The sequence below is a fragment of the Providencia sp. PROV267 genome (genome assembly GCF_028477825.1).
GTDB lineage: Bacteria > Pseudomonadota > Gammaproteobacteria > Enterobacterales > Enterobacteriaceae > Providencia > Providencia stuartii.
On sequence record NZ_JAMPLX010000003.1, the window covers coordinates 23,007 to 37,030 of the forward strand.

12 protein-coding genes are annotated in these 14,024 nt (G+C 41.5%); 3 read left to right on the top strand and 9 right to left on the bottom strand.

Annotated features, from left to right (window positions below; genetic code table 11):
• Positions 1-43 precede the first annotated feature (43 nt).
• A complete protein-coding gene (gene purL / locus PR709_RS02740; RefSeq protein WP_014656330.1) occupies positions 44-3,931 on the bottom strand; it encodes a phosphoribosylformylglycinamidine synthase in 3,888 nt (1,295 codons plus the stop codon).
• Between the two features lie 441 nt (positions 3,932-4,372).
• Between purL and mltF the strand changes: the two genes are divergently transcribed.
• Entirely contained in the window at positions 4,373-6,016 is a 1,644-nt protein-coding gene (mltF, locus tag PR709_RS02745) for a membrane-bound lytic murein transglycosylase MltF (RefSeq protein ID WP_230089727.1), read from the top strand.
• 35 nt (positions 6,017-6,051) lie between these two features.
• On the opposite strand, the gene tadA is transcribed toward mltF, so the two are convergent.
• Both tadA and leuE read right to left on the bottom strand, forming a co-directional pair.
• Positions 6,052-6,588, bottom strand: a complete 537-nt coding sequence (gene tadA / locus PR709_RS02750; protein WP_053110545.1) for a tRNA adenosine(34) deaminase TadA — start codon at positions 6,586-6,588, stop codon at positions 6,052-6,054.
• 172 nt (positions 6,589-6,760) lie between these two features.
• Entirely contained in the window at positions 6,761-7,408 is a 648-nt protein-coding gene (gene leuE, locus PR709_RS02755) for a leucine efflux protein LeuE (RefSeq protein ID WP_072502418.1), read from the bottom strand.
• A gap of 198 nt (positions 7,409-7,606) precedes the next feature.
• Between leuE and PR709_RS02760 the strand changes: the two genes are divergently transcribed.
• Complete coding sequence (locus tag PR709_RS02760) at positions 7,607-8,065, top strand: hypothetical protein (RefSeq protein WP_004921460.1); 459 nt, start codon at positions 7,607-7,609, stop codon at positions 8,063-8,065.
• Between the two features lie 615 nt (positions 8,066-8,680).
• Entirely contained in the window at positions 8,681-8,941 is a 261-nt protein-coding gene (locus tag PR709_RS02765; RefSeq protein ID WP_004921463.1) for a YfhL family 4Fe-4S dicluster ferredoxin, read from the top strand.
• A 157-nt stretch (positions 8,942-9,098) separates the two neighbouring features.
• On the opposite strand, the gene acpS is transcribed toward PR709_RS02765, so the two are convergent.
• From acpS to lepB, 6 genes are all read right to left on the bottom strand, one after another.
• The gene (acpS, locus tag PR709_RS02770; protein WP_004921465.1) at positions 9,099-9,482 is read right to left on the bottom strand and encodes a holo-ACP synthase; all 384 of its coding nucleotides are present in this window, start codon (positions 9,480-9,482) and stop codon (positions 9,099-9,101) included.
• Positions 9,482-10,213, bottom strand: a complete 732-nt coding sequence (gene pdxJ / locus PR709_RS02775; protein WP_004921469.1) for a pyridoxine 5'-phosphate synthase — start codon at positions 10,211-10,213, stop codon at positions 9,482-9,484. The genes acpS and pdxJ overlap by 1 nt, the downstream gene beginning before the upstream one ends.
• Positions 10,214-10,431: 218 nt before the next feature.
• Positions 10,432-11,160 carry a DNA repair protein RecO gene (gene recO, locus PR709_RS02780; protein WP_004921473.1) on the bottom strand — a complete coding sequence of 243 codons (729 nt, stop codon included), beginning with the start codon at positions 11,158-11,160 and terminating at the stop codon, positions 10,432-10,434.
• 16 nt (positions 11,161-11,176) lie between these two features.
• Positions 11,177-12,085 (bottom strand): GTPase Era, encoded by a 909-nt coding sequence (gene era, locus PR709_RS02785; protein WP_004921475.1) that lies wholly within the window; start codon positions 12,083-12,085, stop codon positions 11,177-11,179.
• Positions 12,082-12,762: a ribonuclease III gene (rnc, locus tag PR709_RS02790; RefSeq protein ID WP_004921478.1), complete on the bottom strand. Its 681-nt coding sequence runs from the start codon at positions 12,760-12,762 to the stop codon at positions 12,082-12,084. The genes era and rnc overlap by 4 nt, the downstream gene beginning before the upstream one ends.
• A gap of 274 nt (positions 12,763-13,036) precedes the next feature.
• Positions 13,037-14,008, bottom strand: a complete 972-nt coding sequence (lepB, locus tag PR709_RS02795) for a signal peptidase I (RefSeq protein ID WP_004921482.1) — start codon at positions 14,006-14,008, stop codon at positions 13,037-13,039.
• Positions 14,009-14,024: the final 16 nt, after the last annotated feature.

Here is a 14,024-nt window from a genome sequence, read left to right on the forward strand (position 1 = left end):
GAAAAAATAGCCCCGTATTACGGGGCTATCAGATTCAGGCTACTTAGCCTAATTGCTTACGCGCATTACGGAAAATACGCATCCATGGGCCATCTTCACCCCAATTTTCTGGGTGCCAAGAGTGACTTACAGTACGGAATACACGCTCAGGATGCGGCATCATAATTGTTGCGCGGCCATCCATTGATGTCACCGAAGTAATACCATTCACTGAGCCATTAGGGTTAGCAGGGTATTGCTCTGTGACCTGCCCATAGTTATTCACAAAGCGCAGTGCTACTAATGAATGATTTTCCAATTGCTGAATATGGGCAGGATTACGCGCCTCAACCAAACCTTCACCATGAGATACCGCAATCGGCATGCGTGAACCGACCATATCTTGAAGCAATAAGGAAGGGCTCTTAGCTACCTCGACCAAACTAAAGCGCGCTTCAAATCGTTCTGAGCGATTGCGTACAAAACGAGGCCACAGTTCTGCTCCTGGGATCAACTCATATAAATTGGACATCATTTGACAACCATTACACACGCCAAGGGATAATGTATCTTGACGAGCAAAGAAAGCAGCAAATTCATCACGTACTTGGTTGTTAAACAGGATTGATTTTGCCCAACCTTCCCCAGCACCTAATACGTCACCGTATGAGAAGCCACCACATGCAACTAAGGTTTGGAAGCCTGCCAATGATAGATGCCCCGCGAGCAGATCACTCATATGGACATCAACCGCATCAAAACCAGCACGGTCAAAAGCAGCTGCCATTTCCACATGAGAGTTAACACCTTGTTCGCGCAACACCGCAACTTTAGGGCGTACACCAGACAGGATATAAGGTGCTGCGATATCCTCTGCAATATCGAAAGTAAGCTGAGTATTTAGACCAGGGTCTTGGCTATCCAACTTCGCTTTATGCTCTTCATCTGCACACGCCTCATTATCACGTAAGCGTTGCATCTGCCATGTTGTCTCAGCCCACCACTCACGTAATGTACTGCGAGATTCCTGATAAACAACAGTATCACGACTATTAATCACTAATGCATCTTCTTGGGTGACCGTACCTAGATAATGTAAACATTCACCTAAACCCGCTTCAGCAAAGCAATTTTCAACATATTGCTTATCTTGCTGTTTAATTTGGATAACGGCGCCCAACTCTTCATTAAACAGCGCGGCGAGAATATCTTCATCAAATTCGCTAATATCAACATTAATACCGCAATGGCCTGCAAATGCCATCTCAGCTAATGTCACGAACAGACCACCATCAGAGCGGTCATGGTATGCTAGCAGTTTTTGCTCTGACAATAAGCGTTGGATAGCGGCAAAGAAACCAGATAGTAATTTAGGGTCGCGCACATCCGGTGCTTTATTACCTAACTGACGGTAAACTTGCGCAAGAGCCGAGCCGCCTAAAGCATTATGCCCTTGACCAAGATCGATTAACATTAAGGCAGAGTCAACGTCCGTTTTTAATTCAGGTGTCACCGTCAAACGCACATCTTCAACACGACCGAATGCGCTAATAATCAGTGATAGTGGTGATGTCATTTCACGCTCTTCACCATTATCTTGCCAACGTGTTTTCATTGACATCGAATCTTTACCAACAGGGATAGTCAACCCTAAAGCAGGACACAGTTCTTCGCCTACCGCTTTCACAGCTTCATACAGACCTGCATCTTCCCCGGGATGCCCCGCCGCCGCCATCCAGTTAGCTGAAAGTTTTACTCGTTTTAGATCTTGCACATATGCGCTAGCAATATTAGTTAATGCTTCCCCTACCGCCATACGGGCAGAAGCGGCGAAGTCTAACAATGCAACAGGGGTTCTTTCACCAATTGACATAGCCTCGCCATAGTAGCTATCAAGACTCGCTGTTGTGACCGCGCAGTCCGCGACAGGGATCTGCCAAGGCCCAACCATCTGATCACGCGCAACCATACCAGTCACTGTACGGTCACCAATAGTAATTAAAAATGTTTTTTCCGCGACGGCTGGAAGATGCAACACGCGTTTTACTGCTTCATTTAAATGGATAGACGTTCTATCTAACGCCCCTGGTTGTGCCTTTAATGTATTCACATCACGCAACATTTTAGGGGTTTTACCTAACAGCACATCAAGAGGCATATCAATAGGTTGATTATTAAAATGCGCATCTTTTAAAACTAATTCACGCTGTTCGGTTGCTTCACCAATTACTGCAAAAGGAGCACGCTCACGCTCACAAATTGCCGTAAATAGAGCCATTTGTTCTGGAGCAACGGCTAAGACGTAACGCTCTTGAGACTCATTACACCATACTTCTAATGGGCTCATTCCAGGCTCATCATTCAGAATTTTGCGCAGTTCAAAGCAACCACCACGGCCCCCATCACTCACTAATTCAGGCATGGCATTCGATAAGCCACCCGCTCCCACATCATGGATAAATAAAATGGGGTTGTTCTCACCCAACTGCCAACAATTATCAATAACCTCTTGGCAACGTCGCTCCATTTCTGGGTTATCACGCTGCACTGATGCAAAATCCAGATCAGCATCTGATTGACCAGAAGCCATAGAAGATGCGGCACCACCACCAAGACCGATATTCATTGATGGCCCACCAAGGACGATGAGTTTTGCTCCAACAGGGATCTCACCTTTTTGCACGTGATCCGCCCTGATATTGCCAATCCCTCCAGCTAACATAATAGGTTTATGATAGCCGCGTAGCTCTTCACCGTTATGACTGTTAACCTTTTCTTCATAGGTACGGAAGTAACCTAATAGTGCTGGGCGACCAAATTCGTTATTAAACGCCGCGCCACCTAATGGCCCTTCTAGCATAATATCGAGAGCGGTAACGATACGTTCCGGTTTGCCGAAATCTTCTTCCCATGGCTGCTCGAACCCAGGGATACGTAAATTCGATACTGAGAAGCCAACTAAACCCGCTTTCGGTTTGGCACCGCGCCCTGTCGCCCCTTCATCACGAATTTCACCGCCCGAGCCCGTTGCTGCCCCCGGCCATGGAGAGATCGCTGTAGGGTGGTTATGTGTTTCGACTTTCATCAAAATATGAGCATCTTCTTGATGATAACGATAAGTACGGCTATCTGATTCTGGGAAGAAACGCCCCACGGAAGACCCTTCCATCACTGCCGCATTATCTTTATAAGCAGATAACACATAGTCTGGCGTCGTTTCAAAGGTGTTTTTAATCATTTTAAACAGCGATTTAGGCTGCTTTTCACCATCAATGATCCAATCTGCATTAAAAATTTTATGGCGGCAGTGTTCTGAGTTTGCCTGTGCAAACATATACAGTTCAACATCCGTTGGGTTGCGTTTTAACTCAGTGAATGCATTTAGAAGGTAATCAATTTCATCATCAGCAAGTGCTAACCCCATTTCTACGTTAGCTTTTTCGAGGGCAGTTCGGCCATGACGACTGATATCAATAACTTTCATTGGTGCGGGTTGATGATGAACAAACAGTGCCTCAGCTTGCTCAAAAGAGCCAAAAACACTCTCCATCATGCGGTCATGTAGTAGCGCTGCAACGTCTAGCCACTGTGCTTGTGATAATGAATCGGCTTGCACATAGTAAGCTATACCACGTTCAATTCTTTCGACCTGAGATAAACCACAATTGTGAGCAATATCTGTCGCTTTAGATGACCAAGGAGAAATTGTTCCTGGGCGTGGTGTCACTAATATGAGTTTACCAAAAGGCTCGTGCTCCGCGAGAGAAGGACCGTATTTCAGCAAACTACGCAGTTTGCCTTGCTCGCTTTCACTTAAAGGCGCTGATAGTTCAGCAAAGTGCATATATTCAGCATAAATATCCGTAACAGGAAGCTGTTTTTCAGCAAACAACGCCAACAGGCGAGCAATACGAAATGCTGATAGAGCAGGTGAACCACGCAAAATTTCCATAGTCTTAAATTCTCTCATTTAAACGCCAGCCCTGATCATAAAAGCAGGGGAACCGGAACACATTATAGAGCAATGCGAATCAATACGAAACCGTTTGCGTGACTAAAAATAAAGCAAACCGTTAAAAATTATTAGGAACGAAATAGCACAATATTGGTTGCACGGATCATAATTGTTGAGCAAAATGTCCAAACACTGGAAATATAACCATTACTTATAACAATTTTTATTACAACACCGGCATACAAACACCCACAATTTTCTGGGCGATTGAGAGATAGCAACATTCATCTATTGACTCGCTTGGATAGCAGCTTCGATTGCTAAACAGTGCAAAGCAATCTGGACTTGAAGTATAAAGGGTATACATACGAGATATTTTTTTTGAATAACATCAAGGTTAATTATTTCATTATTGGGATTATTGCGCTTGTTGCGGCCATGATTATCGGACTGAATCTCCGCTGGCCCAATACACAAAATAATCAACTCAATCAAATCCTCTCTCGAGGTGAATTGCGAGTCAGCGCGATTAGCTCCCCCCTGATTTATCTTGACGATGAAGCGAATCTGCATGGTTTTGATTATGAGCTTGTACAAAGCTTTGCCGATTACCTCGGCGTAAAACTAATCATCACCATGAGACCCACCGTCGAGCTTATTTTTGATGATATTGAAGAGGGGAATGCAGATATCGGGGTTGCTGGTCTGCTCTATAATAAAGATAGATTACAAAAAATGAAAACTGGGCCAAGCTACCTAAATGTGACACAGCAATTGGTCTACCGAAAAGGTTCTACTCGCCCTAAGAGCTTTAATGATATTAAAGGAAAATTGGTGGTTATGGCAGGCTCTGCACACGCTAGCACCCTCAAATCATTAGCCGGTAAATACCCAGAGCTGACTTGGCAAGAAACTACCGAATACACAACCAATCAATTGTTAGAAATGGTTGCCGAAGGGCTGATTGACTATACACTCGAAGATTCAATTTCCGTTGCCCTCCAACAACGCATTCATCCAGAAATTGCTGTTGGATTCGATTTAGTCGATGATCACGCCATTACTTGGTATATGAAACGTCTTAATGACGATAGCCTAAACGCTGCCCTTCTCGACTTTTTCAATGTCAGTAATGAAATAGACTTACTCGCAAGACTTGATGAAAAATATTTCAGTCACGTTAGTTCATTCGATTATTTTGATACCATTTCATTTATTAACGCTATCAACAAAAAACTGCCCAATTATCAGCCACTATTTGAAAAATATGCCACGACCCTTGATTGGAAACTCTTAGCCGCTATTGCATGGCAAGAATCCCATTGGGATCCTTTGGCTACCTCACCAACAGGTGTACGTGGACTAATGATGCTTACAAAACCAACGGCGGAAACCATGGGTGTCGCTGATAGGTTAGACGCTGAGGAGAGTATTAAAGGAGGAGCTGCCTATCTCGAATATCTGATGCAGCGCCTGCCAGTATCCATTGCTGATGACGATAGAATTTGGTTTGCTTTAGCCGCCTATAATATGGGCTATGGCCACATGCAAGATGTTAGAAAGCTAACTGAAATGCAAGGAGGTGATCCTGACCGCTGGCTAGATGTGAAATCAAGGTTACCTCTTCTAACACAAAAAAAATATTATTCTCAACTTAACTATGGTTACGCACGGGGTCACGAAGCCTACCGCTATGTTGAAAATATTCGCCGCTACCATCAAAGTTTGGTTGGGTATTTACAAAACCAAGATAAAAAACAGCGTGCACTAGCGATTGCGGAAAAATCGCTCATTTTATTTCCGCCTCTTACAACGCCTAACGAGCAGAAGCAGGCTGTTGAAAATGCAGACACCGCAAAACAGGATGATGTGACCTCAAACGCACCACAAGCATCTTCAACACAAAATCCCCACCAAGAAAAGGTTAGCCTAAAACACGTTCAATCTGCTCCAGTACAGCAGAAGTTACCCGCTATTCCCCCGAAGGATACGCTCACTTTGGGGCAATATTTTCTTTCACCCCATACACAAGAAGGCTCCCATGCCAAGGAGCCTACAGAGCCAGTAACAACAAATAATTAGAAACTTAATCATAGCTAATCAGAATGAAAGAGGGATTAAGGTGATTTTTGCTGCTGACATCCTCCGCACTCACCTTCTGTTTGCGCCAACATCTGTTTCTGCGCTTTCTTTTGTGCTCTACGCATTTTAAAAAAATTACTTAACATCGCTGAGCAGGTTTCTTCTAAAACCCCGCCCTTCACATCCACATAATGATTTAATCCGGGGCGCTCTAAGATATTAATAAATGAACCGCAAGCACCGGTTTTAAAGTCTCTCGCCCCATAGACTAAACGCCCTATTCGACTATGTACTAATGCGCCAGCACACATAATGCACGGTTCCAACGTTACATAAAGTGTTGTGTCTAATAATCGGTAATTACTAAGCGCACGACCACCTTGCTGTAACACAATGATTTCTGCGTGAGCTGTAGGATCATGACTTTCGATTGAACGATTCCAACCCGATGCAATTAATTGATTATCTTTCACTAATAGAGCACCAACAGGTATTTCTCCTGCATCTTGAGCATTTTTCGCCAATTCTAAAGCGCGCTTCATCCAGAACTCATCAACTTCGGCTTGTGTCACAGCAACCTCTAATCTATCTATTTAAATAGATTATACCGTAAATTATTTGAGTTGCTGTAGGGCGGTAATGAGGAAATTTATCAATCACTGCATAGAGAGGAAGTTACCGTGGTTTTGATGTGCCACGATAACTGATAAATAGACAACAGTGTGAACAAGGCAAAATCTCGCCTTAATTACTAAAAATCGCTAATTTTGCAGCAAACCCCATAAAAAAGCTTCCTACCGCACAGTTACCCAATTTAGCCAATATTTGTTTTTCACGTAAAAAACGCGCGATAAGATAACCACTAAAAATCAGCAGACTAAGATAAATAAAGCTGACAAGCTCCAAAATAGACGCGAGCACCAAATATGGAACCCAAGCGTGCGAGTAATTAAAGTCAATAAATTGAATAAAAAAGGAAATATAAAATAGAATCGCTTTTGGATTAGTTAAGCTTAGGATCAACGCACGCGTAAAAATTTTCTCTGATTTAACCACCATCGGCTCAGCATCTGAACTTGCTAATTTTTTTTGCTTAAAAGTCGCATAAAGAATTTTGCAACCTAAGTACAACAGGTACGCCGCGCCTAAATACCTTACGACCATAAAAAGTGTAGGTGACGCTTTTATCACTGACGCAACCCCAATAAATGAGAGAAAGATGAGTATTGCATCACCGGTAAATACGCCTAATGCTGCCCGATACCCTGCTTGAGTACCATGAGATGTACTTGATTTTAAAACATATAATGAATTTGGCCCCGGCACTATGATGATAAAAATCAACCCTGCCATATAAGTCCAGAAATTCAAAACACCAAAACTTTCAAACATAATGAAAACCTTAACCATTTTTTTCTTATTACTATCACAATCTTAACCAGTTGTGAATATTTATAAATTCAATTATTACCATAACATTTAAAAATATGAAATAAGCTAATAATAATGATTATTTTTAAATATGCCTTATTTTCATAACATCAAAGTGCTTATAAACAATTTAACTTACTAATAAATAAAGGAGCTGATATGTCTCTGATCCAATCAGGTATTCAAGCGGGTATATTTGAACAGTTTTACCCAACCACGCTTGTCTACACTGCTGCAAAAAAAATATTCTTCTTAGGCCATACTCCTCAAGATAAGGCCTACTTTATTTATAATGTTAGTGATAAAGGGATTATTGATACAAGTGCTCCTATCCATAAAGGGAAATTAAACAGCTACCTTAGCAATCTACAATATGTACAAGATTTAACGCTGAATAAACAGTATATTTATGGTTATAATTTAGAAGAAAAGACCATTCAATTCTTTGTTGTTTTAGATAATGGCAATCTTGAAAATGTTTACGACTTTACTTTTAACGCTAACGGCATGCAAATTAGAACAGCGTCGTTCTTCGTTATCAACGGCATTTTATACTATTACTACCAGTATGAAAAATCAAAAAATTGGGAATCATTCTCTGTCGTAATTGTAAAATAATAGTGTTTGATAGCTAAAGAGTTCCTTTTAAGGATTGGTAACCCCAATCCTTTATTTTAACAGTTATCTCTTATATAAGATTAAAGCAACCACACTAAATAAGATAATTTTAGATAAGCCTTACAGTCAGCGTTTTCAATATTAATTAACCCGATAAATAACAAAACCCCACCGTCTAAAATTTATAGTCACTGTAATGCCAAACCTTTAATCCATAATAAACTAATGACACATAACAAAGAACACTAAATAATACAAAAAATTGTATATCTAAAAAATAGGCTAACTTAATACAATCGACTTCGATGTGTTTATTCTATTTTTCCCTATTAAATAGAGATAGCTCATACTCTCTAAGATAATATTACTAATACACATTCTATTTAGCACATAATAATAAATGTTATCATATTGAACAATGTTTATTATCTTTGCTATGGAAATTATAGCCACGCTTATCCCTTTTCCAGTTATGCATAATAAATAATACAATTTTTTAACATAAAAAGAAGATGTTAGGTGAAATTGATAGAATTAGTATTTAATTTCCCTATTTCCGTGTAGAATTAGTCACCTCATTAGAATTATTTATGGTAACAGATTTAACTGATTGAAATGGCACTATTAATTACTAAAAAATGTATCAATTGCGATATGTGCGAACCCGAATGCCCTAATAATGCTATCTATATGGGTGACGAAATTTATGAAATCGATGCAGACCTCTGCACTGAATGTGTCGGCCACTATGATAAACCGACCTGTCAATCGGTTTGCCCTATCAACAATACGATTATCACAGACCCACAACATATTGAAACACAAGAACAATTATGGGATAAGTTTGTCATGATCCATCATGCTGATAAAATTTAGCCTATTAGCACTTTCTACCTGTTCCCTGACACTTACTCACGACCCAGCGCTATCGCTGAGTGTTGATTCCCCCCGCCGCATAACGGCGAGGTATCATCCTCTTCTTATCAAATATGCCCTCTGGATAAGAAGAGTTATTGAGCCTATTGTGTGCCAATTACACACTTTCAATAATCACCGTTGCAGCGGCATAATGGCGCTCATCCGTAATAGATACGTGAATATGCGTTACGTTCATACGCTGCGCTAGTTTTTCAGCCTCCCCCACCAATGTTAGTAGCGGTTTCCCCAAAGAGTCATTACTGACTTCAAATTGGTTAAAGGCCAATCCATTACGAATTCCGGTACCGAGCGCCTTAGCTGCCGCCTCTTTAACCGCAAAGCGTTTTGCTAAGAAACGAGCTGGCTGAGCTTGTTGTTGAAACTGCGCAAATTCATTTTCAGTCAATATCCGTTTCGCTAAGCTGTCAGCTGAACGTTTAATCACCGCTTCTATTCGGGCTATTTCAACAATATCCGTACCAAGACCTACGATTGCCATTAGTAACGCGCTTCTCTGAGTAGTTTTTTCATATCTGCCACCGCATTCGCTAGGCCGCTAAATAACGCTCGCCCAATAATGGCATGCCCGATATTCAATTCATAAATTTCAGGTAATAGCGCGATCCGCTGAACATTATGATAAGTTAAACCATGGCCCGCATTTACTTTTAGGCCTTTCCCTGCCGCATAAGCTACGCCATCACGAATTCGACGATATTCGATTTCTTGTTCTTGCTCCGTTTTCGCATCTGCATATGCACCTGTATGTATCTCAATAAATGGTGCACCTGCTGCTTGCGCCGCATCAATTTGAGTGTGATCAGCATCAATAAACAGAGATACTTGAATACCGGCTTCAGTCAAGCGTTTAACAGCATCAGTAATTTTGGGTAATTGCCCCGCCACATCAAGCCCCCCTTCCGTCGTGACCTCTTCACGCTTTTCAGGTACTAGGCAGCAAAATGCAGGCTTCACTCGACATGCAATGTTAATCATTTCCTCTGTCACTGCCATTTCAAGGTTCATTCTGGTTTGAATAGTCTCTTTTAGCAGCTCAATATCCCTATCAGTAATATGGCGGCGATCTTCTCGCAAATGCACAGTAATACCATCAGCTCCTGCTTGTTCTGCAACAAATGCGGCTTGTACAGGGTCAGGATACTGTGTTCCCCGTGCATTTCTCACTGTTGCGATATGATCTATGTTTACACCTAACAAAAGCTCAGCCATTTTTCACTCCCTATCATAAATACAGTCAAGTACGCTCAATGCCCCTATCCTACTGCAATTTAATATTGAGTGGGAATAAATCTCTATCGCTTCGAGCGCCTTTCCATATTTTGACGACTTTTTCAGCAAACTTATTAGATTTTGGGAAGCGGCTCGTAAAATATCGGCGTGGTGCAGATTTTGATTTGGCATACTGACCATTGTCGGTCACACTTAGCTCATGATTTTGGTGTATTACCAACAGGGGGCTTAGTAAATTGTCGGAATAGTTCGCGGCTCTTTAGCGGTTTTCCACCTAAATAGGGTTTCAAGGCTATACGAGTAAAGCGTTTAGCCGCTCTCAGTGTGTCACTGTCGGGGAATTCGCGTGCTGCCAAGGCTTTAAGGTGTTTACCAGTAAAACTAAGTTGGTCGATGACTAAACTACCAATAAAACCTTTTTCTTCTCGATAACGGTAAGTCATTGTGTCTGAAACAGGCTCGCCACTACCTGCGCAATGAAGAAAATCAACACCGTAACCAAGGTAGGATAACAAGGCTAGCTCAAATTGGCGTAACGCAGCTTCAGGTGTATGTTCACTAGCAGCAAGTAATTGTAAGCAAGAAAGGTAATCAAAGAATAATGCTGAATACGGAGTACCAAATTCAATGACTCTCGTCACTAATTCATTGAGATATAACCCACTATAAAGTACGGTTCCCGTTAGTGGTAATGAGAGTGAAATAGGGTCTGCATGGGTTAATGTTTTAATCTCACCTTTGCCACCCCAGCGGATTAACAAAGGTGTAAAGGGCTGCAAGCAGCCCCTAAAAGGTGAACGGTTTCGGCGAGCCCCTTTTGCTAATAAGCGGATTTTGCCTTCCCCTTCAGTGAAGAAATCGACTAATAAGCTCGTTTCACTAAAGGGTCTAGAATGGAGTACAAACGCACGTTGCCAGCCACTCACAATTTCACCAATAAATTTATTTTAGGTCATCAACATAGCCTAAGCTGCGTAATGCACGTTCATCATCCGCCCAGCCAGCTTTCACTTTAACCCACAGTTCAAGGTGTACTTTGGTATCAAACAGCTTTTCCATATCGATGCGGGCTTCCGTACCGATTGTTTTAAGCTTACTACCTTTATTACCAATCACCATTTTCTTTTGGCCTTCACGTTCAACAAGGATCAAGCCATTGATATGGTATCCTCCCCTTTCCATCATTTTGAACTGCTCAATTTCAACAGTCACAGAATAAGGAAGTTCATCACCTAAGAAACGCATCAATTTTTCACGAATGATTTCTGATGCCATAAATCGCTGAGAGCGGTCGGTAATATAATCTTCAGGGAAGTGATGCTCAGCTTCAGGAATGTGCTGCTTAACAATTTTTGCAATCGTATCAACGCCTTTACCTTTTTCAGCACTAATTGGCACAACGTCCAAAAAGTTCATTTTTTGGCTGACAAAGCCAATATGCGGTAACAGCACTGTTTTATCCGTGACATTATCAATTTTGTTAATTGCTAAAATCACAGGGCAGCGAAGACCTTTTAATTTGTTGAGTACCATTTCATCGTCGTCAGTCCAATTCGTGCCTTCTACGACAAAAATAACTAGCTCAACATCCCCTATTGAACTTGAAGCTGCACGGTTCATCAAACGATTGATTGCACGTTTTTCTTCAATATGCAGGCCTGGCGTATCCACATAGATGATTTGATATTCATCTTCAGTATGGATCCCCATAATACGGTGGCGCGTCGTTTGAGGCTTTCTCGACGTAATTGAAACTTTTTGCCCCAATAGCTGGTTTAATAGCGTTGACTTACCGACATTTGGTCGCCCAACAATAGCTACAAAGCCACAGTGGGGTAATTTTTCACTCATTCAATCTCCAAAATTTTCAATGCTTGCTCCGCAGCGGCCTGCTCAGCTTTACGTCGACTTGAACCAACCCCGTTAATAGGTTGTTCAATACCACTGACTTGGCAGTGGATAGTAAATTCCTGATCATGAGCCTCACCTTTAACTTGGACAACGATATAGTTAGGCAAAGGCAAATGACGCCCCTGTAGATATTCTTGTAGTCTCGTTTTCGGGTCCTTTTGCTTGTCACCTGGGCTGATTTCATTCAACCTAGTTTGATACCAATCTAAAATAATTTTTTCTATTGTTTGGATATCACTATCGAGAAAGATCCCCCCGATCAATGCTTCCACTGTATCAGCGAGGATAGATTCACGGCGGAAACCGCCACTTTTTAGTTCGCCTGGCCCTAAACGTAAACACTCGCCAAGCTCAAATTCACGAGCAATTTCCGCCAGTGTATTTCCGCGCACTAGCGTTGCTCTCATGCGACTCATATCTCCTTCATCCACTTTCGGGAAGCGATGATATAAATCATTTGCGATCACAAAACTTAAAATAGAATCGCCAAGGAACTCTAGGCGCTCGTTATGCTTACTGTTTGCACTGCGATGCGTAAGCGCCTGAATTAAAAGATCGTGTTGATTAAACTTATAACCAAGTTTTCGTTGCAATTGCTCAAGTAAAGAGGGGTTCATGCGCGTTCAGCCATTTCTCTGATTGACAAAAAAGCACACGCAACAGACCTGTAAAAAACAAAACTGTTGCGTTTGCACTGACTCTTAACGCTTTTATCTTTCATTTATATAATAGAACTAAGCTTAAAATTCAGCATAACACTATTAATGAATAAAATGATAAGAGTTAATTAAGAAGCCAATAAATATTAATTTAAATTATATTGTACACCGAGATAAACAATAATGCTTCGGTTTATACGGGTTTTCACACGAAAACCCGTATAAATCTACCTTATGAACCTAGTGGCCCAATTCGGCTAAAGCGAATACCTGTCGGCCATTCACCTTCTTGTTTCTCAAGACTTAGCCAGATAAATACAGCGCGACCAACCAAATTTTGTTCCGGAACAAAGCCCCACATACGGCTGTCTGAGCTGTTATCTCGGTTATCCCCCATCATGAAGTAGTGTTTCTCAGGTACAATCCACTCATTTGGCGGCATATTAGGCTGTATGTAACGAGATTCCGTAATGGCCTGACGAATAATCAGAATCTGGTGCTCGACGGTATCAAGAGTTTCACTTCTTTGATATTGACGTAATGCATTTCTTGGCAATGGTTCGTCAAGAGGAATTTCATAGTTACCTTTTTGGCTATCGACCAAAGACTCCACATTGAAAAACATGGTCCACTCACTCGGCGCTAACGGACCATATTTTATTGGAAGTTGTTTCGTACAGTTATTATCTGCGCAATTCGGATAAATTGTCAGCTCTTTAGCGTTTGGATCATAAACAATTTTATCACCCGGTAAGCCAATAACCCGTTTTACATAGTCAATTGTTGGATTTTCTGGATATTTAAATACGGCAATATCACCACGCGCAGGTTTTCCCGTTTTAATTAACGTCGTTTGCGTAATGGGATCTTTTAGACCATAAGCAAACTTCTCAACCAGCATAAAATCCCCAACCAACAACGTTGGCATCATTGACCCAGATGGAATTTGAAAGGGTTCATAAATAAATGAACGAACCACCAATACAATCGCTAATACTGGGAAAATCGAGGAGCCTGTTTCAACCCACGATGGACGGCGTACAGCTTTATCCATCTCATCTTGAGTTAATGAGCCTTGACTCACTTCCTGTATATGTTTGAGCTTTTTCTTCCGCTCAGGCGAAAATTTAAAGCGATCTAAACACCAAATAATCCCCGTAATCACTGTCGCCAGTGTTAGGATCAAGGCAAAGGTGTTAGCCATTGAGACTCCTTGTAAT

Excerpts from the sequence above, each read along its gene's own strand:
- purL (WP_014656330.1), bottom strand. The coding sequence starts at position 3,931 with ATGGAAATTTTGCGTGGTTCACCTGCTCTATCAGCATTTCGTATTGCT.
- mltF (WP_230089727.1), top strand. The coding sequence starts at position 4,373 with ATGATTATCGGACTGAATCTCCGCTGGCCCAATACACAAAATAATCAA.
- leuE (WP_072502418.1), bottom strand. The coding sequence starts at position 7,408 with ATGTTTGAAAGTTTTGGTGTTTTGAATTTCTGGACTTATATGGCAGGG.
- PR709_RS02760 (WP_004921460.1), top strand. The coding sequence starts at position 7,607 with ATGTCTCTGATCCAATCAGGTATTCAAGCGGGTATATTTGAACAGTTT.
- PR709_RS02765 (WP_004921463.1), top strand. The coding sequence starts at position 8,681 with ATGGCACTATTAATTACTAAAAAATGTATCAATTGCGATATGTGCGAA.
- acpS (WP_004921465.1), bottom strand. The coding sequence starts at position 9,482 with ATGGCAATCGTAGGTCTTGGTACGGATATTGTTGAAATAGCCCGAATA.
- pdxJ (WP_004921469.1), bottom strand. The coding sequence starts at position 10,213 with ATGGCTGAGCTTTTGTTAGGTGTAAACATAGATCATATCGCAACAGTG.
- era (WP_004921475.1), bottom strand. The coding sequence starts at position 12,085 with ATGAGTGAAAAATTACCCCACTGTGGCTTTGTAGCTATTGTTGGGCGA.
- rnc (WP_004921478.1), bottom strand. The coding sequence starts at position 12,762 with ATGAACCCCTCTTTACTTGAGCAATTGCAACGAAAACTTGGTTATAAG.
- lepB (WP_004921482.1), bottom strand. The coding sequence starts at position 14,008 with ATGGCTAACACCTTTGCCTTGATCCTAACACTGGCGACAGTGATTACG.